The sequence below is a fragment of the Exiguobacterium sp. s40 genome (assembly GCF_018617905.1).
GTDB lineage: Bacteria > Bacillota > Bacilli > Exiguobacteriales > Exiguobacteriaceae > Exiguobacterium > Exiguobacterium mexicanum_A.
In genome coordinates this window covers 64,981-84,645 of the sequence record NZ_JACSLC010000012.1, presented here as the reverse complement: position 1 = coordinate 84,645, position 19,665 = coordinate 64,981, and the positions used below count along the sequence as shown (strand labels likewise).

The following is a 19,665-nucleotide window of genomic DNA, read 5'->3' as shown; positions in this document are numbered from 1 at the left end:
CGTCAGGGGAAAACAGCGCGTGAAACGCGAGCTCGGCTTCGCCCTCATGGCGGTGAACCTACGGAAGTTCATCGCCAAAGGCATCGGGGAAAGTGCAAAGAAGGGGTCCGGCCACCGAAAATCGGTGACCGGACCCCTCTTTTTATTAAAAAGCTTTAAAGCCGGCTAGTTATGTCCCAGCCTCTTTTTTTAGTCTTTGATGCGGCTGAGAATGGCCGTCGTCAAGGCGACGATTGTTCCGAGGACGAGTCCGTTCGAGAACACGGTCGCCAAGAGCGGCGGCAAATCGTTCATCGCCCCAGGTGGGAGCAACATCGCGCCGGCCCCAATCACAAGTGGAAGACCGACAGTGAGCGAGGCCGTCTTTTGGTTCAATTCGAACGCTGCCTCGTTAATTCCGATGATAATCATCGTCGCGATGAGCGGGGTGACGATGGCGTATCCGACGGCGGCTGGGATGCTCGCGATGAGCGAGACGAACGGACCGATGAGGGCGAGCACCATCATCACAGCATGGGCCACGAGATGGGGTGAGCGATGGACGCTCTCCGTCGAGGATAAGAAACCAGCCGTTCCAGAGATGGCGACCGGTCCGGGTGTCCCAAACATGCCCGCCACCATTTGACTGATCCCACTGACGACACCAGACGCCGGGACGTTGCCTTCGATTTGACGCTTCTCACGCGAGCTGACGATGCGTTCAATCAATTTGATATTGGCAAGGACGTTCGTCATGAGAAGAAGCGTGATGACGAATGCAGTCGGAAGTAAGTTCCAATCCCACACCCACGTTCCGAACGGGAACAGTTCAGGCACGAGGAAAAATGACTCGGAACGGACGATCGGGTTGCCGAGTCCGAGCAAGTTGAACAACCAAAATCCGACGATGAGCGTCATGACGAGTCCATACTGTTTGAACCGGCTCCGCTCGAGCGTGAGCGCGAACAACACGAGACCGGCCGTCGCGACGGCTTGAACGATGTTAATGCCGTCCTCGGTCACACCGAAGCCGCCTTTGATGACGGCACCGGACAATTGCAACACGAGCAAAATCATATAGACCCCGAGGACTTGCGGGGTAAACAACGACAGCATCCGTCGCAACAGGCCGGTGACAGTCATGACGACACCGAGCACACCACTTAAGAACAACATGAAACCGAGCGCTTGGAGCGTCTCTTGTCCGCTCCCATAAAGTGCTGGACCGATGGAGGCATAGAGTGTGAACACGCCCCACCAAATCCCGGCTGGTCCTTCTAAGATTGGCAGGCGGTGGCCGAGAAGCGTCTGGATGATGCTGAAGAGTGCGAAGACGAACAGTGAACGTGAGATGAACGTCATCGTCTCGCCTGGCGACAGTTCAAATAAGGCAGCGATCGAGAGCGGTGGTACAATGTTTGTAGCTAAAATAAAAATAAACCACTGAATCGTCGTGGTTACAGAACTTTTGATCATGGTGTCCCCCTGGTATTTCCCTTTTTTAATACTAGTGTACCGTGACAGGGAAGTGGATGCAAATGGAGGTATATAATGAAGAAAAAACTGAAGTGGATTGGCCTTGGTCTATTAGGAGTCATCTTGGTCGCCATCATCGGCTTCCTCGTGTGGACACAACTGACGTACGGACCGACGGAAGAAGCGCGCGGTTACGTGGCTGAGGCGAGGGAAGTGGACAATCGTCTCGAGTTCGGGCAGACGGACAGCGAGGTTGGTTTCATCCTGTATCCTGGAGCGAAAGTCGAGAAAGAGGCGTACGCTTACTATGGCACCAGACTGGCAGAAGAAGGTGTCTTCGTCGCCATCCCATCGTTGCGCTTAAATCTCGGGATAGCAGATATTGATGCTGCGGAGACGATTATCGCCGCCCATCCAGACATCGAACGTTGGGTCGTCGGCGGTCATTCACTCGGCGGTTCGGCGGCGTCCGGTTTTGCGCTCGAACACGAGGAGCAAGTCGAGGGGGTCATCTTCCTTGCCTCGTATCCGATCAGTACGATGGCGGATAGCAATCTGCGTGTTTTGTCCGTCTCCGGGGAGATTGACGGTCTGGCCACACCGGCTGATATCGAGGCGAGCCGTGACAACGTCCCGGATGACGCCGTCTTCCATCAAATCAAAGACGGCAATCACGCCAACTTCGGGATGTATGGCTCGCAGGACGGAGATAACGATAGCCCGCTCAGCGCCAAAGAGCAACTCGACGAGACGATTGACCAAATTATCGAGTGGCTCTAAAAAACAGCGTGCCCACATCATGGGGGCACGCTGTTTTAACGTTGGTCGAGCTGATGACTGACCGCGGTCAATAAGGCGGTCACGAGCGCGACGGCGCCGGCGACGAGGGCGAGCATCATCACGGGTGCGTTGGCATAGACAAGACCACCGAGCGCCGAACCCATCCCGATGCCGACATTACTTGCGACCGGCATGAGCGATGACGCCAGTCCTTTAGCGTCCGGATTGAACTTCTCGGCCAAGTCGATCAAGTAGATTTGCGTCGATGTCGTCAGTAGAATCGCCATGAACGACATGAGCGCGATATTGATTAGACCGAGCGTCACGTTCGACGTCGTCACATACAAGGCCGCCAAGACGAGCGCTTGGATGAGAAAGACGAACCGGAGACGTCCAATCGGATTATGGCTGGCGATTTTCCCGGCCGCCATATTGCTGAAGATGGAGATGAACCCGTAAGCAAACAGGATTGGGCTAATCCAGGCGACCGGGACGCCGAGTACACCTTTCAAAATCGGGACGAGATACGTATAGACGACGTACGTCGCGCCGAAGCCGAACGCCGGGATGAAGAATGCGATTAAAATCCGCGGGTTCGTCAAGAGCCGCAATTGATCGGCAATCGACGTTTTGACGCTCGTTAAATGGCTCGGCACGACACGGTAGACGGCGAGAAATGCGACGACGCCTAAAGCGGTCGTCAACAAGAATGTCGTTTCCCATCCGGCGCGTTGACCGATGAACGTACCGAGCGGGACGCCGAAAACGTTCGCCATCGTGAAACCGCCGAAGATGAATGAGACAGCGATGCCGCGCTTCCCGGTTGGCACCGATTCACTGGCGACGAGCATGGCGAGCGAGATGAGCACGCCGGTCACGACGGCGGTCATCATCCGGAGCACGAGCAATATCCCGTACGTCGGAGCGAGGCTGCTGAACAAGTTAAAGACGATGAACGCAGCGGTGAGTGTAAGCATCAGTTTTCGTTTCGGCAAATGGCTCGTCAGTGACATCGTCAGCGGGGTCCCGATGGCGAAGGTGATCGCGAACGCCGAGACGAGCGTTCCGGCCGTGGCAATCGAAATCGATAAGCCATCGGCGATATCGGGTAAAATCCCGACGATGACAAATTCACTCGTGCCGAGCACGAACGTGAGCAAGGCGAGCGATAAGATAAGCGTCCAGTCGGTCCGACTGAGCGATGGGGTAGTCGTCAAAATAAAATCACTTCTTTCGTTCAAGGTTGTTAGACTTCAGTCGTTTTCAACCATACAGGATTTCCACGCAAAGCAAAACCCTTTTCCCTTCCGTGAGGAAAAGAAAAGGGTGCCATTTACCGCCAAAATGCCGTTGCTTCAACACCGGCATGATCAGAGACGATCGGACCGTTCTCGCCGTCAAAGACGACGGCATGGCGTGAGACGTGGATCGGGGCGTTCGTCAGCATCAAGTCGATGCGAAGCGCCTGCTTGTTCTCGTCCCAGCCGGCAATCTTGCCTTGGACGGTCGCATCGCCTTCACGCTCGGTCGCCAAATGGAACAAATCTTGGAGACCGTGCTCAATCAAGTAGTCGTACCCTTCGCCACGGATGAAGGCGTCGTTATTGAAGTCACCGAGCAGCAAGGCGCGGTCGTCGTCCTCGACGCGGCGCAACAGTTCATCGAGCTGATGGCGCACCGGTTCATCGGCATCATGCCACCAACCGAGGTGACAGGAGTAAATCGCCGTCGGCGCGTCCATGCCGTCCACGACCGCCTTGACGATTTTCCGAGATTTGTAATCGTTCGGGTCGGTCGTCTGGGAGACGAAGAACGATTCGGTCGACACGAACGGAGTGCGCGATAAAATCGCGACGCCCTCCTCGTAGATGTCGTATCCATAATGGGCGAAGTCCCACGTCATGTAGTAATCGACGCCTTGCTCTTTCAAACGCTCGACGAGCACATAGGCGAAGTTGTTCTCTCGAATCAAGCCGTCGATGAGTGGGGCCTCTTTATGTTGATTCACTTCTTGGAGTGCGATGATGTCATATTCCTTGCTCGCAATCCGCTCGACAATCGAGTCGATTTTCTCTTGTTGACGGTCCTCTAACCAGGCGTGACAGTTCAGCGTTAAAATATTCACGATAGTCCTCCTTTAGAAAAAACAGGCCAACTCGTACGAGCTGGCCTGTTGATTATGCACCGATGACGTCTTGAATATCAGACTTCAATACGTCGGCTTTCGGGCCGTAGATTGCTTGGACACCGCGGTCTTTCAAGATAAGACCCATGGCGCCGTTCTTTTTCCATTCGCTCTCTTCTGAGACGAGCGACATGTCTTTGACTGTGACACGGAGACGCGTCATGCAGGCATCAACGTCTTCGATGTTGTCTTCCCCACCGAGCAATGCGATAATCCCCATCACTTGTTCGTTGCCTGTCACTGTCGATTTCTCTGTCGATTCTTCCATGTAGTTTCCGTTACGGCCAGGTGTTGGAAGGTTCATCTTCTTAATGAAGAAGTTGAACACACCGAAGTTCAAGAAGAAGAACGCTGCCGAGACGAGGAAGAAGTTGATCAAGTCTTGGAGTAATCCAGCTTTGACAATCATCGGGATTCGTGTGAGCAATTCAATCGCACCGAACGCATGGACACGAAGGTCGATGATGTCCGCTAATGCGAAAGCGACACCGGCCATAATGGCGTAGACGACGTAAAGCACAGGAGCGACGAACATGAACATGAACTCGATCGGTTCTGTAACCCCTGTCAAGAAGACAGCGAGACCAGCCGATAAGAACATCGGTTTGTACTGTGCCTTTTTGTCAGCATCGACGTTACGGTACATCGCATAAGCAGCACCGATCAATGAAGCGAATGACAAGATGACTTGACCGACTTTAAAGCGGGCCGGTACGACGTCAGCGATCAATGCGTTGTAAGCAGCTGTGTCACCAGCGGCGCGTAAGTTGACGAGATCGGTTACCCAAGCCAACCAAAGTGGGTCTTGACCTGCAACGACCGAACCAGCTGTCGCACCTGTTAAAATCGTGTATGTCCCACCGAGTTCAGTATAGTTCATCGGTACGGTGAGCATATGGTGGAGTCCGAACGGCAAGAGGAGACGTTCGAGCGCACCGTAGATGAACGGGGCGAGTACCGGTGCTGTATCACGCGATGTGGCGATCCATTCGCCAAAACTATTAAGCGCACCTTGAATCGTCGGCCAAATAATCGATAGGGCGAATGCTGCCACGACTGATCCGAGAATGACGACAAATGGGACAAAACGTTTCCCGTTGAAGAACGAGAGAGCGTTTGGAAGTTTGTTAAAGTTATAGAAACGATTATAGAGTGCACCGCCTAGGAAACCGGCAATGATCCCGACAAACACGCCCATATTAAGGGCTGGTGAACCAAGTACCGATGTGAAATAGTCTGCGACGACAAGGTCAGCTCCGAAGAGAGACTGGACTGTCGCTTCTGGGTCTTGGAGCATTGCACCATTGACGCCGAAGATTGCTCCGGTGACGCGGTTGATCAAAATGAACGCGATCAATGCTGCGAATGCACCGCCAGCCTTATCTTTTGCCCACGATCCCCCGATCGCGACTGCGAATAAGATGTGTAGGTTAACGATAATTCCCCAACCTAGATCTTCAATGATGCGAGCCGTCGTGAGCAAGATGCTGACGTCTCCAGCAGACATACCGATCAATTTACCGATCGAGATCATGAGACCTGCAGCTGGCATGACGGCGATGACGACCATTAAGGCCTTACCGAGTTTTTGCCAAAAATCAAACGAGATGAGTTGTTTCATTCTATACGCTTCCTTCCTGTGCGGAACTTTTTATCTGTCTATGGCGACTATCAATGCAATCGCTTGCATAGATAATTGTAATCGATTGCATAACTTTGTGCAACCGTTTTCCTAATTTTCATGGATTTTCATAACGAGAGGATATTCGACTCGTTTCTCACCTAGCTTGTCAGTCGGAACGAATCTCGCTACAATACTAAAGGTTGAAAGGGGCGAGAACGATGGGATGGAGACAGACAACATCGGCATTATCAAAAGAAGAGCAAGCGGCATTACTCGATGAATTGTTGCAGTCGGGCCTGTTATTAGAAGAGGATCGACTGCTGTACAGCATGTTGATGCCCGACCGCGTCAAGCGTATGCAGGAAGTGCTAGAGTTACGGACGAACCATATCACGATTTTGACGGAAGGGGTCGATGACCCGCACAATCAGTCGGCCGTGCTCCGTTCGGCGGACGCGTTCGGTGTCCAGACGTTGCACGTCGTCGAGGGACGGGCCAAGTTCAAACCGAACTCGATTATCGCCAAAAGCGCCGATCGCTGGGTCGACGTGGTCGAACATCCTTCGATCGAGGACGCAATCGATCGGTTGAAGGCGGACGGTTACCAAGTGCTCGCGACGGCACTCAGTGAAGAGGCGGTCCCACTTGAGGACATCGATGTGTCAAAACCGACCGTGCTCTTGTTCGGGAACGAACATCACGGCGTATCGGAACGAGCGCTCGCCAAGGCAGACGGCAATTACTTGATTCCGATGCAAGGATACGTCCAAAGTTTGAACATCTCTGTCGCTGCCGCCATCTCGTTGTACGATGTGACGACGCGGGCGCGCCATGTCGTGACGGACGGATATGGACTGAAGGTGGAAGACAAGCAGCGCATCTTAAAAAATTGGATGGTAAAGAGCCTTCCGAAGCGGTCGCTCGGTGTGTATAAGCAAAAAGGTTTGACCGCTTTTGCGCGTGAGACAGGAAAAACGGAGTAAACGGCGAAAGGTACAGGCGTACAAACAACTTGTCCATATACTGAAAGGGGATGGAAAGATGAGTACGACCAGTTCATTTATCGTGAAAGATGTGACGACGAATTTCAAAGACTACGAAGAGGAATTCTTTAACCTGTACCGCACGCTTTACGGGGACATCGATCAACTGCGTTTTAAAGAACGGCTGTATCGTCATGCGAACCCGCTCGTGTTGCTCGCATTTTCAGACGAGCGCCTCGTCGGCTTCAAAATCGGTTACGAGGCCGAGCCGTATCGCTTCTATAGCTGGGCCGGAGGTGTGCACCCCGAGTTTCAAAAGCATGGCATCGGCCGCAAGCTGATGGACACGCAACTCGAATGGGTGAAGGCGCAAGGGTTCCATTCGATTCGAACGAAGGCACGCAATACGAACAAAGGGGTCATCATCTTGAACCTGTTGTGCGGCTACGACATCATGGGAGCTTACACAGAGGATAACGAGCCTCGCATCATGATGGAGAAACAATTGAACTGACCGCTGAGCCGTGGCGCATGCCACGGTTTTTTTATGTTCATGAAACCAATTAGGGACGTATTCGTATTATAGAAAAAAGGGGGAGACATCATGGTCCATACGTTTGCATTCGGGGAAGAAGTATACATCGATTCAACAGGGATGGGGGACTCGTTTTTTAGTGGAGTATCAATCATTTTCCCGATATTCTTTTTCCTGATTATCGGTATTATCGTGTTCGCTGTTATTGGAGGCATCGGTAAGCAAGTGAAGACGAACAGTCTATTGAAAGACATGCAACAGTTCGCGTCAGACTTGGCCGACCATCCGAGTGACGAATCGGCAAACCGTCTCGCTGACTACTTGCGAGACGTGACGTCGTTCCCGGTCGAGCGGACACAGATGGAGCCGTTCCGGGTCGCGCTCGGCAGCTATCACTTGATTATGGAGTCGTCGCACGTGCACGACGAGACGAAAGAGCGGGTCGACCGCCAATACAAACGGCTCGGCATCTTGGACGGGGAGAAGTTCGCCGATGAGCCGGTCCCGCGACGCCGTTCGAGCTCGCACCATCATGACCACCATAACCATCACATGTAAAAACGCGTCGGAACGTCCCGACGCGTTTTTTGTTACATATAACGACTTGCGTCAAACTCGATTTCAGTCCGATGATTGGCCGCCTCGATGGCGCTGGCGATGCGGTTGGCCCGTTTTTCGACGTCGCGTGCTTTCAACCGATACAGTTCCGGGTCATAGAGCGCATGCTTGATGACGCTCGGCCCTTCCCCGTACCCGGTTTGGAACTCGCGTTTCGGCCGCTCGGCCAAATCTTGATACATCCGGGCTTGGGCCCGTAATTGAACGGCGAACTCCATCGCTTCGACGAGTGGGAGCGGTCCATCATTCGTCTCGATGACGGTATGCAGGTTCGCCTCACAGACGAGACGATCGAGGCGGCGCATGTCACAACGAATCGCCTCGAGCTCAACTTCGATATCCTCGAGCGAGCGGGACTGGATCGTCGGGAGCGGCTCATCTTTCTCGAGTTCGATGAATGCGACACGTTCGACTTCTTCGAGCAACTTATCAATCTGCTTCAGAAGCAGGTGTTTCAACTTGATGGCATCTGCCAAGTACATAGGGATTCCTCCTTCTGCTTTTTTTAACCGTACCATACTGCGATTCCTAAAAAAAGGAAGGCGTTACTTTTTCGAGGTGAGGCGATATGATGGAAGAAAGAGAGGAGGTCGACCGATGAACAAGTGGAAAACGCAATGGATCATTGCCATCGTCTTGCTCGTCTTCGGTACCGCGACGTTCCTTTATCAGTGGATTGACTTGCGACCGGGTGAGATTCGCGATTATATCGTTCAATTCGGTTGGCTCGCCCCGCTCGTGTATATTTTACTGTTCACCGTTCGCCCGTTGATTTTATTTCCGACGTCGGTCTTGTCCGTCGCTGGTGGATTGGCGTTCGGGACGCTGCCTGGTGTCGTCTATACGGTCATCGGGGCCACGCTCAGCGCGCTCGTCGCTTACTATATCGCGATTCGCTTCGGTGACCGCTTTCTCCACCATTTTGAGACGAGCAACTATGAGAAGGTGCAGCATAAGATTGAAGAGGACGGGTTCTTCTACGTCTTGATTTTACGCTTGATCCCGCTCGTCAACTTTGACTTGGTCAGTTACGCCTCAGGGCTCGCGAAAGTGAGACTCCCGGGTTATGTCTTCGCGACCGCGGTCGGGATGATCCCGGGTGCGTTCGCCAACAATTTCCTCGGTAGTAGCCTCGCGAGCGGAGACTTTAAGTTAATCATCCTCTCCCTCGTCGTCTTGGTCGTCCTGACGCTCGTCGCGACGGTGTTCCGGGAACCGATCAAACGACAAGTTAATCGCTATAAAAAGAAGTAGGCGCTCCCGTTGAGCGCCTACTTTTTGGTTAACGGTTGTCGACCGTCTCAGGATACAGGTCGTGATTGAACAAGCGATGTTCAGCCATTCTTTCGTATTTCGTGCCCGGTTTGCCGTAGTTGTAGTACGGATCGATCGAGATGCCGCCGCGTGGCGTGAACTTGCCCCACACTTCGAGATAGCGTGGCTTCATCAACTTGACGAGGTCTTTTCCGATGACGTTGATGCAGTTCTCATGGAAGTCCCCGTGGTTGCGGAAGCTGAACAAATACAGCTTGAGCGATTTTGACTCGACGAGCTTCTCGTCCGGTATATATGAGATATAAATCGTCGCGAAGTCCGGTTGGTTCGTGATCGGGCAGAGCGACGTGAACTCCGGTGCGTTGAACTTCACGAAGTAGTCGTTCTCCGGGTGACGGTTCGGGAACGCCTCGAGGACGTCCGGTGCGTATTCAAAAATGTATGGGACGCTCTTCTGTCCGAGGAGCGACAAGTCTTGTAAGTCTTCTGGTCTCATAAGTATTCTCCTTAGACGCCACGTTCGTTGGCGTACAGTAATGTGTGCAGTTGCGGCAGGACACGGACGCTTTGCCATGACGGGTCGCGGGCGACGTCCTTCCACAGTTCTTTCAAACGACGGAGCTGGGCGTCGGTGATGTCACCGTCCGCACCGGGCTCGGGATTGCCGGCCGATAAGTACATGACGTCCGGGGTGTAGCGCGTCTGTACCGATTTCGCATAGGCGAGGTCGATCTCGTCGAAGACGGCGACTTTGAACGTCATCTGTTCGGGGCGCAGCCGTTCGACGATGGCGTCGAGTTTCTCCCAGTCGGTCGTCATGCCGGAAGATGGTGGTTTCGGGCTGAGCGTCACGTCGTCGATGTCAGCGAGCCAGTCCTGATAGCGGCTACCTTGCGTCTCGACGGCGAGTTTGACGTCGCGCGCCTTCAGTTTTATCACCAAGTCTTTCATCGCGGCGATGAGGAGCGGATTGCCGCCCGAGATGGTGACATAGTCGTACACGCCGAGCGCGTCGAGCCGTTCGATCACTTCGTCGGCTGTCAGCATGTCGGGTTTCTCCGAGCCGTCCCACGTGAAGGCGGAGTCGCACCACGAACAGCGATAATCGCAACCGGCGGTCCGGACGAACATCGTCTTTTGTCCGATGGCGCGGCCTTCCCCTTGAAACGTTGGGCCGAACACTTCGAGGACAGGGATTTTCATCAGTCCACCAACCATTCGCGGCGGAACTCGGCGTACGATGTCGGCGTCTCGTACAGTTTGACGAATTCGACGCGGACGTCGCGCTCGTCAGGCAAGTGTTTGGCGAGCTGCTCGAAAATCCAGTAGCACATGTTTTCGGCAGTCGTATTCATATAAGGTAACGACTCATTCAAATAACGATGGTCGAGGTATGGTTCGAGTTCTTCTTTAAAGATGGCTTTTAAATCGCCAAAATCGAGCGTCATGCCGCGGTTATCGAGAAAACCGCTGATGCCCATTTGCAATTTATACGTATGTCCGTGCAGCGCTCGGCATTTACCGTCGTAATCGAACAAATGATGCGCGGCGTCGAACGTCACTTCTTTGACAATTTGGACGCGGTGCGGACAATAGATGAGCGAGCCCTCTTGTTTGGCTTCGACACTCGTCGGGGCGAGGAATGGGGCGTTCTTCATACGCGCACCTCCTCATAAGCGGCGAGGCCGTTTTAACGGAGCACGCACGCCGGACATTCGCCACAACCTGATCCGAGGATGCCGTTATAGCACGTGAGCGTCTGTTCTTTGACGTAATCGAACGCACCGAGTCGGTCCGCGAGTTCCCACGTCTGCTTTTTGTCGAGCCACATGAGTGGTGTGTCGATGACGAACGGATAGTCCATCGCCAAGTTGAGCGTCACGTTCAAGGATTTGACGAACTGGTCCCGGCAATCCGGATAACCTGAGAAGTCGGTCTCACATACGCCGGTGACGATGTGATGCATACCGAGCTGTTTGGCCATGACGGCCGCAAAGGATAAGAATAAGTGATTGCGTCCATCGACGAACGTGTTTGGGACGTCCGCATTATCGATGTCGAGATCGTGTCTCGTCAACGCGTTAGAGGTGAGTTGTCCGAGTAAGGACAAGTCGAGGATGTGGTGCGGGACATCGAGTTCGGCCGCAATCTCTTTTGCGACCTCGATTTCCGCGTCATGGCGTTGCCCGTAGGCGAACGTCACCGCTTCCACATGAGAGAATTGTTGTTTTGCCCAAAATAGGCAGGTGGTTGAATCTTGACCGCCGCTAAAGACGACCAATGCTTTTTCGTGTTGCAACGTGCACACTTCCTTTTTCGCTAGTTTTGATGTCGGAGGAGGTTACGAACTCCGGAGGTCACCCTCGAGCGTTTACTTTACCATAAAAAGACGTTTGACAGGGAAAAGAGAAGCAGGTATAGTAAAGAACATCGCTTAAACGCTTTCGCGCATAAAAGCGTTTAAGCGGTTAGGTAGAAAATAATGGAACTGAAAGGAGGGGACGTCGATGCAGATGAAAGAAAAAGAGGCTGTATTCGTCGTGCTGATGAGCGGTATTTCCCTGCTCGCACTGATGTTTTTGGCCAAAGCGACGCCACACATGGCGATCTTTGGCACAATGGTATTAATAGGGGGTTACTCGTATTATCGCACGCGTGATTTTAAACGAATCGAAGCCGCGATGATCAGCGGGATCCGTGAAGCCATCATGCCGGTCTTGATTTTACTGTTGATCGGGATGTTGATTGGTGTATGGCAGATGTCTGGTACGGTGGCGACGATCCTCTCCATCGGTTTAGATACAATCTCAACGCAATGGTTCTTGCCGAGCGTCTTGCTCATCACAATGATTGTCTCGTCGTTCACGGGCAGTGCCTTTACGACGGTCGGTACGGTCGGGGTCGCCTTGTTCGGTATCGGGATGGCGCTCGGGATTTCTCCGGCGCTTGCCGCAGGGGCAATCGTCTCAGGTGCATTATTCGGCGACAAAATGAGCCCATTGTCAGATACGACGAACTTCGCGCCGGCCGTGGCCGGTGTCAAACTGTTCGACCATATCCGTTTCATGATGGGGACGACCGTCCCGGCTTTCCTCATCACCCTTGTTTTGTTCACAATCCTCGGTCGGAGCGGGCAAGCGGCGGATACGACCCAAATCGCTGAAGCACAGGCGGCTCTCGCCGGGCGGTTCAACTTATCATGGCTGACTTTGCTCGCGCCAATCCTAGTTGCCGTTCTCGCATTCCGCCGGATGCCGGTCTTGCCGACGATGCTCGTCGGCATGTTCACCGGTGTGTTGACGGCTGGTTTCGTTCAAGGCAACTGGAACGTCACGAACTGGTTCGGCGTCATGCAGGTCGGATTCAAATCGGGCGTCGAGAATGAGACGATTGCGGCCGTACTCGACCATGGCGGACTCGAATCGATGCTCTGGTCGGTCAGCCTCGTCTTGATCGCGCTCGCGTTCGGTGGATTGCTCCGTGAACTTGGTGTGTTCCAAGCGATCGTCGACGCATTGCTCGAACGGTTGAAGTCACCAGGCAGCTCGGTCTTGTCGGTCGTCCTCAGCTCGATTGGTGTCAACTTGCTCGCGGGTGAGCAGTACTTGTCGATCTTGCTTCCAGGTCAAGCGTTCAAGCAAGGGTTCATCGATCGCGGCATCGATCCCCGTTACTTGTCACGTGCTCTTGAAGACGGCGGGACGGTGATCAACCCGCTCATCCCATGGGGCGTGTCGGGTGCATTCTTCGCGGCCACGCTCGGGGTACCGGTACTTGAATACGCACCGTTCGCCTTCTTCCTCTGGCTCAGCCCGATCTTCTCGATCATTCTCGGATACGTGAAATTGGGAAAGCAACGTGAGGCGATGCGGATCGCATCATAATTTAACAGATGTCCTGAATCGTTCAGGGCATCTTTTTTGTATCTTCCCGTCTTCATTTGAGAAAATGAGACCGAGGAGGGATGACGATGAAACGACTCAATCCATCATTTTATGAGCAACCGACGCTCGAATTGGCCCGTTCGTTACTTGGTCACTATCTCGTCCATGATCATCTCGACGGTCAAATCGTCGGAAAGATCGTCGAGACGGAAGCTTATCTCGGTGCCATCGACCGGGCGGCCCACAGTTTCGGCGGCAGACGGACGAATCGGACCGAGGTGATGTTCGGGTTACCTGGACACGTCTATACGTATCAGATGCATACACACACGCTGCTCAATGTCGTGAGCGGTCCGGTCGGCACGCCGGAAGCCGTCCTCATTCGGGCCATCGAGCCGATTGAAGGACAGGGCATCATTGAGGCGAATCGTCCCGGCATCAAGCGATTCGACCAGACAAATGGACCTGGAAAGCTGACGAAAGCGCTTGGCATCACGATGGACCTATACGGACATTCGCTCCAACATGAGCCGCTTTATATCGTTGAAGGGAGTGCCATCCCGGAAATCGAGGCCGGTCCACGCGTAGGGATCCCGAATACGGGCGAAGCACGCGATTACCCGTACCGCTTCTTCGAACGAGCTAATCCGTACGTCTCGAAGTTTCGTTGAATGTTTATGGGCCGGTTAGGTGTGGAACACTCCTTATGTGAATAAAAATAATGAGGGAGTGTTTTCAATATGGCAAAAGTAGCAACGCTAATCACAGATATGTTTGAAGACGTAGAGTTCACGGGTCCACGCGACGCATTGGTGGAAGCGGGGCACGAAGTTGTCACGATTGAAAAGAAAGCCGGTAACACGGTTGAAGGCAAACAAGGTGAATCGAAAGTCACGATCGACAAAGCGATCGATGACGTGTCGCCGGAAGACTTCGACGCGTTGCTGTTACCAGGTGGGTTCTCACCCGACTTGTTACGTGAAGACGAGCGATTCGTTCAATTCGCGAAAGCGTTCATGGACGCGAAGAAACCTGTGTTCGCTATCTGTCACGGCCCACAACTGTTGATTACGGCGAAGACGCTCGAAGGCCGCAATGCAACCGGTTATAAGTCGATTAAAGTCGATATGGAGTATGCCGGTGCGAAGTATGCGGACAAAGAAGTCGTCGTCTGCCAAGAACAGCTGGTGACAAGCCGTCAACCGGACGACATCCCGGCGTTCAATCGCGAAATCCTTAATCTGCTCAAATAATCGTCTGGCCACGGAATTTTCCGTGGCTTTTTTTGTGCAATCGGGAATAGGTGAATAAGGAGGAGATTTAGATGAAACGAGCACGTTCACCTAGCTAAGTCGGTCGAAACGTTACGTTGCTTGGATGGATGCGTTGGTTCGAGGCACTCGTCCCGGCCTACACGATTGAGCGTCTGTTTTGGGAGTCGCGGACGATCACGATGCAAGAAGTCGTCTATCTCGAAATGCTCTATGCCGTCCTCGTCGTCATCCTCGAAGTGCCGACCGGGGTGTTAGCCGATCGCTTGGAACGCCGACGTCTGTTGCAAATCGGGACTGCACTCGAGTGGGGTTCCTTTGTCGTGTTACTTGTGTCCTTTTCGTTCGGCGGTTTCGCCTTAGCCATCGCCTTGTCAGGCATTGGGGCGGCGCTCCGGAGCGGGGCGGAGAATGCACTGCTCTATGAGACGCTTGAACAGGATGGGAAGACGGAGGCGTTCGAGCGCTGGGTCGGCCGGTTGAATGTCATTGGAATCGTTGCAGCCGTTCTCGCGGCGATCAGCGGCGCCTTGCTGGCCACACGCTTCCCGCTTGAACTGAACTATGTGCTGTCGATTGTCAGTTTGTTTATCGCGGCAGCGTGTAGCCTCGGCCTTGTCGAGCCGAGACGAGTCGTGACAGAGGAACGAATGACATGGGCGGATATCGGGGCAGGTTTTCGCTTCGTGTGGCTCGACCACCAGCTACTTGCCTTGTCGTCGGTGTTCATCGTGACAATCGGTGCGTTCAACTTCATCGATGAGTTTTGGCAGCTGTACGCCCGTGACGTCGAAGTTCCCATCTATTGGTTCGGAATGATTTCGACTGTCCTGTTGCTCATTCAAATACCAGGGCAACTGCTCGCCCCGATCCTGTTACACATCACGACGGTCGATCGTTGGTTGCACGGAATCGGTTGGGGCATCGGTCTCGGTTTTGTCATTCTCGGCTTTTTCCCAGGACAAGTCGGACTCGTCTGGATGGCAGGCATGGCGTTTCTTATCGGCATCGTCGAACCGCTCTATCTCGGGGCATTGCATCACCGTGTCCCGTCTGTCATCCGGGCGACGACCGAGTCATCCGTCTCGATGTTGCTGCACGTTAGTATCATCCTCATCGGACTAGTGTTTGTGATCGGGGCCGGTATGACGCTCTTCGTTGCCTTTTTATGCATTGGGATCGTCGTTTGTATGCATCAATTGCTCATCATATTCGTTACTTGGAAAAAGGATGCTTAAGCGAGCATCCTTTTTTTTACGCCTCAAGACCGAGGCGGGCGGAGAAGCAACCGTGTATGATAAGAAACAATACTGGAGTAGGAGACAGACGATGGAATGGTATGAGTTACTGATTGGATTTTTGTTAGGGGTCGTCGAAGGGATGACAGAGTTCGCCCCGGTCTCGTCGACGGGGCACATGATTCTTGTGGACGACCTATGGCTCAATTCGAGCAGCTTCCTCGGTCAAGAGGTCGCGAACACGTTTAAAATCGTGATTCAGCTCGGTTCGATTTTAGCGGTCATCGTCGTGTTTCGAAGTCGGTTCAAAGAGTTATTGAATCCGAAAGAATTGCTGGCGATTCGTAACAGCGGGCCGACGAACAAATTGAATGTGTTACATATTTTGATTGGGCTGCTCCCGGCCGCTGTGCTCGGGTTGATGTTCGAGGATTATATCGACACACACTTGTTTTCAATTAAGACGGTCTTGATCGGGCTCGTCATCGGCGCGTTCTTCATGATCGCCGCCGATTTGTCAGGCGTGAAGCGTCAGACGACAGCAACGCTCGATGAGATTTCGTATAAGCAGGCGCTCGGTGTCGGCTTGATTCAATGTTTCTCGCTCTGGCCGGGCTTTTCACGCTCAGGCTCGACCATATCGGGCGGTGTCCTCTTAGGGATGAGTCACCGGGCCGCGGCGGACTTCACGTTCATCATGGCCGTACCGATTATGTTCGGTGCTAGTGCGCTCTCGCTCTACAGCAAATGGGAGTACTTCACGATGGCGACCCTCCCGGTCTTCCTCGTCGGATTCATTAGCGCGTTCTTATTCGCGCTGTTGTCGATCAAGTTCTTCTTGAAGCTGATCAATAAAGTCAAATTGACGCCGTTCGCCATATATCGCATCGTGTTGGCGGTTGTCATTTACTTCTTGTACTTCTAAGAAAAAAAGCGCATGTCAGCACATGCGCTTTGAAACCAATGATCCATCAAGTTCGTATAACCAAGTAGAGGTGAGAACATGGAACATATCGTTGTCGTATTGGGAACGTTGATCGGTCTCGGGGCTGTCGGTGCACTATTGTACATGACACGTCTCGCTTACGAATCATGAGAACGGATAGTGATAGAAACGCTCACGTTGGAGTAACTCCATGACGTGGGCGTTTTCTGCATTGTCGATGGCCCGCAGCAATCCTTCCGTCTGAGAGCGGTGGGCGAGCAACGCCTCTCGTTTCGCGGCACTCTCGTCGCCGACTTCGATGAGGACGTGCGGTTTTCCGAGTTCCGCTTCGGTACGATGGTCAAAGGCGACGCCTAAAAACTCTGGACGACTCACTTCATCCATCTCTTGGAGCGCTCGAACGACCGCTCGTGCTGTCGCCTCATGGTCGGGATGGACGGCGTAGCCCGGGTAGAAGGAAATGACGCGGGCCGGTTTCACTTCTTCGATTAACGCGCTGAGCCGTCCAGCGAGTTCCGCTTCGTCTTCGAACTCGACGGTCTTATCACGGAGTCCCCACATGCGGAGGTCGTCGATGCCCATGACGGCACATGCTTCCTCGAGCTCATGCTTGCGAATCTTCGGTAACTCTTCCCGTGTTGTGAAAATCGGCGAGCCCATGTTGCGGCCCATCTCACCGAGTGTCAGACAGACGTACGTGACCGGGAAGCCGTTCTTATGGTGTTGGATGATCGTCCCGGCCGAGCTGAATGCTTCATCATCAGGATGCGGAAAAATAACGAGTAACGGTCCATTCATTGGCTTTCCACCTCCGAGGCTCCTTGTGGGAGCGGTTTGATATCTAAGTGTAAGGCGCAGGCGAGGCGACCGAGCCGGTCATGACCGGCGAGCAGGAGCTGGTCCCCATGCTGTTCGTAATCGGTCAATCCTTCGACGTAAAGCCAACCGTGATCGAGCTTCAAGCCGACCCGATATGGACCGTTGCCTTTGATTTGGCCGATGCTATATTCGATGACGACGTTCCGGATGAACATACCGGCGTTATGAAAATCAGGGTCGTTATGCGTCGCATACGCCCCGTTCGTCGTCTCGACGTGGACATAGAGCGGCATGGATACATGCGCGTCCAAGTATGTCTGGATAGTTGTAGGTTGAATCGATTTCACGCGGTTCCCTCCAATGGAAACGATGACCCGAGACATACGTCCCGGGCCACCCGTTAAGATTGTGTTGCTAGTTTTTTACGGTAACTGGTATGGTTCGTCGGACCAACGTATTGGTTGAGGCGGAACGAGTGACGGACCGCTTCAGTGATAAACTCTTTTCCGATTTGGATGGCCTCGTCGACCGAGTGACCGTTCGCGAGTGAGGCCGCGATCGCTGACGAGAACGTGCAGCCGCCGCCATGTGTGAAGGCAGGCTCAATTTTCTCGCTCTCAAGGAGACGATACTCGTTACCGTCGTAAAGCACGTCGAATGCCGTATCAAACCCGAGCTTGCCGCCGACTTTGACGATGACAATCTCAGCGCCGAGCTCATGGATCAAACGAGCAGCTTCTTTGATTTCATCCATCGTCGAAGGTGTTTTATCGAGACCTGCGAGCATGCGCGCCTCGAACAAGTTCGGTGTGATGATTTTAGCGACCGGTACGAGGTGCTTGCGCATCGCGACCGCGACGTCCGGGTTGAGAATCTCGTCTGCACCTTTACAAGCCATGACCGGGTCAACGACCGCGTTCTGGATGCCGTATTCTTTAATTTTACGAGCGGCGAGTTCGATGATCTCTGGCGTCGGGAGCATGCCTGTCTTGACGGCATCGACACCGATTCCGGCGAGGACCGTATCGATTTGTTTCTCGATCAACGTCGTGTCGATTGGAAACACTTCGTGGTGCCACGCGTTATGCGGGTCTTGAGCCACGATGACCGTAAGGGCGGTCATGCCATAAACACCGAGCTCTTCCATCGTTTTCAAGTCAGCTTGGATGCCTGCACCGCCACTCGTATCCGAGCCAGCGATCGTTAAAGCTTTTTTCATCGTCATAGTCGTTCAATCCCCTTTGTCTGTTTGGATAGTTTCACTATAACGACTTTTCAGCGTTACGACAAATTCCCAGGTCGTTTCAGTGCTTAAATAAGTTTTAAAAATAGTTGGCAGGATTTCAATCGTATTTGGGGAATAGTAATGAATAGGGTGTAGACCACTTTCAATTGGCTAGGAGGAAAACCGCATGTTAGTGCATAGCTTATGCATTCCGAAAAAAGATGTCGTCACAATCAATGAAAAGGCGACATTGCGCGAGGCGCTCGACACGCTTGAAAAGACTGGATACCGTTGCGTCCCAGTGCTCGATGAAACGGGAACTTTTTTCCGCGGTAATATCTATAAAATGCATATTTATCGCCACGGCATGAATGGGGCAAGTTTGGATGACAATGTCATGGAGCTGATCAAAAACACGCAAAAATACGTCTATGAGTCGGACGGATTCTTTAAAGTATTCTTCTCGATTAAAGAATTACCGTACATCGCGGTCTTAAAAGATGAAAGTAATGAATTTTACGGGATTTTACCGCACGGAAAGATGCTCGGCATGCTCGAAGAGGCATGGAGCCGTGACACGGGGAGTTATGTCGTCACAATCGCACTGAGCGAGCAGGCGGGGGCGCTGGAAAAAATCACGAAAATCATTAGCAAATACTCATCGATTGCCAGTCTCATGACGCTCGATGCCAAGAGTAAAGTCTTGCGCCGGGTATTGATCACGTTGCCGCCTGATTGCGACGAGCCGAAGAAAGACAAAATCGTCGCGAAACTCGAACAAAAAGGGTTCCGCGTCGTCGAAGTCGAAAACTTGAACAACTGACAAA

General features: G+C 53.0%; 23 protein-coding genes. 11 read left to right on the top strand and 12 right to left on the bottom strand.

Annotated elements, in window-relative coordinates; genetic code table 11:
• Window positions 1-189: 189 nt before the first annotated feature.
• The gene (locus tag KNP02_RS11300) at window positions 190-1,455 is read right to left on the bottom strand and encodes a purine/pyrimidine permease (RefSeq protein WP_214709230.1); all 1,266 of its coding nucleotides are present in this window, start codon (window positions 1,453-1,455) and stop codon (window positions 190-192) included.
• A gap of 75 nt (window positions 1,456-1,530) precedes the next feature.
• On the opposite strand from KNP02_RS11300, the gene KNP02_RS11295 reads away from it, so the two are divergent.
• Complete coding sequence (locus KNP02_RS11295) at window positions 1,531-2,235, top strand: alpha/beta family hydrolase (protein WP_214709232.1); 705 nt, start codon at window positions 1,531-1,533, stop codon at window positions 2,233-2,235.
• Window positions 2,236-2,270: 35 nt separating this feature from the next.
• On the opposite strand, the gene KNP02_RS11290 is transcribed toward KNP02_RS11295, so the two are convergent.
• From KNP02_RS11290 to KNP02_RS11280, 3 genes are all read right to left on the bottom strand, one after another.
• The gene (locus tag KNP02_RS11290; protein WP_251129291.1) at window positions 2,271-3,452 is read right to left on the bottom strand and encodes an MFS transporter; all 1,182 of its coding nucleotides are present in this window, start codon (window positions 3,450-3,452) and stop codon (window positions 2,271-2,273) included.
• 116 nt (window positions 3,453-3,568) lie between these two features.
• Window positions 3,569-4,360, bottom strand: a complete 792-nt coding sequence (locus KNP02_RS11285) for an endonuclease/exonuclease/phosphatase family protein (protein WP_214709236.1) — start codon at window positions 4,358-4,360, stop codon at window positions 3,569-3,571.
• Between the two features lie 52 nt (window positions 4,361-4,412).
• Complete coding sequence (locus tag KNP02_RS11280) at window positions 4,413-6,041, bottom strand: PTS transporter subunit IIBC (protein WP_214709238.1); 1,629 nt, start codon at window positions 6,039-6,041, stop codon at window positions 4,413-4,415.
• Between the two features lie 221 nt (window positions 6,042-6,262).
• On the opposite strand from KNP02_RS11280, the gene KNP02_RS11275 reads away from it, so the two are divergent.
• The 3 genes from KNP02_RS11275 to KNP02_RS11265 all read left to right on the top strand — a co-directional run bounded on the left by KNP02_RS11275 (window position 6,263) and on the right by KNP02_RS11265 (window position 8,120).
• On the top strand, window positions 6,263-7,027 hold the full coding sequence (locus KNP02_RS11275; protein WP_114164885.1) for a TrmH family RNA methyltransferase: 765 nt from the start codon (window positions 6,263-6,265) through the stop codon (window positions 7,025-7,027).
• Between the two features lie 58 nt (window positions 7,028-7,085).
• Window positions 7,086-7,541, top strand: a complete 456-nt coding sequence (locus tag KNP02_RS11270) for a GNAT family N-acetyltransferase (RefSeq protein ID WP_021068095.1) — start codon at window positions 7,086-7,088, stop codon at window positions 7,539-7,541.
• A gap of 90 nt (window positions 7,542-7,631) precedes the next feature.
• Complete coding sequence (locus tag KNP02_RS11265) at window positions 7,632-8,120, top strand: hypothetical protein (RefSeq protein ID WP_214709242.1); 489 nt, start codon at window positions 7,632-7,634, stop codon at window positions 8,118-8,120.
• A gap of 32 nt (window positions 8,121-8,152) precedes the next feature.
• On the opposite strand, the gene KNP02_RS11260 is transcribed toward KNP02_RS11265, so the two are convergent.
• Window positions 8,153-8,662, bottom strand: coding sequence for a hypothetical protein (locus KNP02_RS11260; RefSeq protein WP_214709244.1), 510 nt, complete (start codon window positions 8,660-8,662; stop codon window positions 8,153-8,155).
• Window positions 8,663-8,777: 115 nt separating this feature from the next.
• Between KNP02_RS11260 and KNP02_RS11255 the strand changes: the two genes are divergently transcribed.
• On the top strand, window positions 8,778-9,434 hold the full coding sequence (locus KNP02_RS11255) for a TVP38/TMEM64 family protein (protein ID WP_214709246.1): 657 nt from the start codon (window positions 8,778-8,780) through the stop codon (window positions 9,432-9,434).
• Between the two features lie 28 nt (window positions 9,435-9,462).
• On the opposite strand, the gene queF is transcribed toward KNP02_RS11255, so the two are convergent.
• The 4 genes from queF to queC are packed head-to-tail and all read right to left on the bottom strand — an operon-like array spanning window position 9,463 to window position 11,754.
• Window positions 9,463-9,951 (bottom strand): preQ(1) synthase, encoded by a 489-nt coding sequence (gene queF / locus KNP02_RS11250; RefSeq protein ID WP_214709248.1) that lies wholly within the window; start codon window positions 9,949-9,951, stop codon window positions 9,463-9,465.
• An 11-nt stretch (window positions 9,952-9,962) separates the two neighbouring features.
• Window positions 9,963-10,658, bottom strand: a complete 696-nt coding sequence (gene queE, locus KNP02_RS11245; protein ID WP_251129290.1) for a 7-carboxy-7-deazaguanine synthase QueE — start codon at window positions 10,656-10,658, stop codon at window positions 9,963-9,965.
• A complete protein-coding gene (gene queD, locus KNP02_RS11240; protein WP_214709252.1) occupies window positions 10,658-11,113 on the bottom strand; it encodes a 6-carboxytetrahydropterin synthase QueD in 456 nt (151 codons plus the stop codon). The genes queE and queD overlap by 1 nt, the downstream gene beginning before the upstream one ends.
• A gap of 32 nt (window positions 11,114-11,145) precedes the next feature.
• Window positions 11,146-11,754 carry a 7-cyano-7-deazaguanine synthase QueC gene (queC, locus tag KNP02_RS11235; RefSeq protein ID WP_214709254.1) on the bottom strand — a complete coding sequence of 203 codons (609 nt, stop codon included), beginning with the start codon at window positions 11,752-11,754 and terminating at the stop codon, window positions 11,146-11,148.
• Window positions 11,755-11,962: 208 nt separating this feature from the next.
• Between queC and nhaC the strand changes: the two genes are divergently transcribed.
• The 5 genes from nhaC to KNP02_RS11210 all read left to right on the top strand — a co-directional run bounded on the left by nhaC (window position 11,963) and on the right by KNP02_RS11210 (window position 16,773).
• The gene (gene nhaC, locus KNP02_RS11230) at window positions 11,963-13,339 is read left to right on the top strand and encodes a Na+/H+ antiporter NhaC (protein ID WP_214709256.1); all 1,377 of its coding nucleotides are present in this window, start codon (window positions 11,963-11,965) and stop codon (window positions 13,337-13,339) included.
• An 80-nt stretch (window positions 13,340-13,419) separates the two neighbouring features.
• Window positions 13,420-14,010, top strand: coding sequence for a DNA-3-methyladenine glycosylase (locus KNP02_RS11225; RefSeq protein ID WP_214709258.1), 591 nt, complete (start codon window positions 13,420-13,422; stop codon window positions 14,008-14,010).
• Window positions 14,011-14,079: 69 nt separating this feature from the next.
• A complete protein-coding gene (locus tag KNP02_RS11220; RefSeq protein ID WP_214709259.1) occupies window positions 14,080-14,592 on the top strand; it encodes a type 1 glutamine amidotransferase domain-containing protein in 513 nt (170 codons plus the stop codon).
• A 128-nt stretch (window positions 14,593-14,720) separates the two neighbouring features.
• Window positions 14,721-15,848, top strand: a complete 1,128-nt coding sequence (locus KNP02_RS11215) for an MFS transporter (RefSeq protein WP_214709261.1) — start codon at window positions 14,721-14,723, stop codon at window positions 15,846-15,848.
• Window positions 15,849-15,939: 91 nt separating this feature from the next.
• Complete coding sequence (locus tag KNP02_RS11210) at window positions 15,940-16,773, top strand: undecaprenyl-diphosphate phosphatase (protein ID WP_214709264.1); 834 nt, start codon at window positions 15,940-15,942, stop codon at window positions 16,771-16,773.
• Between the two features lie 165 nt (window positions 16,774-16,938).
• Here KNP02_RS11210 and bshB2 read toward each other — a convergent pair whose 3' ends face one another.
• From bshB2 to pdxK, 3 genes are read right to left on the bottom strand one after another with little or no spacing between them, the layout of a single operon-like run.
• The gene (bshB2, locus tag KNP02_RS11205) at window positions 16,939-17,592 is read right to left on the bottom strand and encodes a bacillithiol biosynthesis deacetylase BshB2 (protein ID WP_214709266.1); all 654 of its coding nucleotides are present in this window, start codon (window positions 17,590-17,592) and stop codon (window positions 16,939-16,941) included.
• On the bottom strand, window positions 17,589-17,960 hold the full coding sequence (locus tag KNP02_RS11200; RefSeq protein ID WP_034780768.1) for a YojF family protein: 372 nt from the start codon (window positions 17,958-17,960) through the stop codon (window positions 17,589-17,591). Before KNP02_RS11200 ends, bshB2 begins: the two co-directional genes overlap by 4 nt.
• Before the next feature lie 53 nt (window positions 17,961-18,013).
• A complete protein-coding gene (gene pdxK / locus KNP02_RS11195) occupies window positions 18,014-18,838 on the bottom strand; it encodes a pyridoxine/pyridoxal/pyridoxamine kinase (protein WP_214709268.1) in 825 nt (274 codons plus the stop codon).
• Window positions 18,839-19,025: 187 nt separating this feature from the next.
• Here pdxK and cbpA point away from each other — a divergent pair, with 187 nt between their 5' ends.
• Window positions 19,026-19,661, top strand: a complete 636-nt coding sequence (cbpA, locus tag KNP02_RS11190; protein WP_214709270.1) for a cyclic di-AMP binding protein CbpA — start codon at window positions 19,026-19,028, stop codon at window positions 19,659-19,661.
• Window positions 19,662-19,665: the final 4 nt, after the last annotated feature.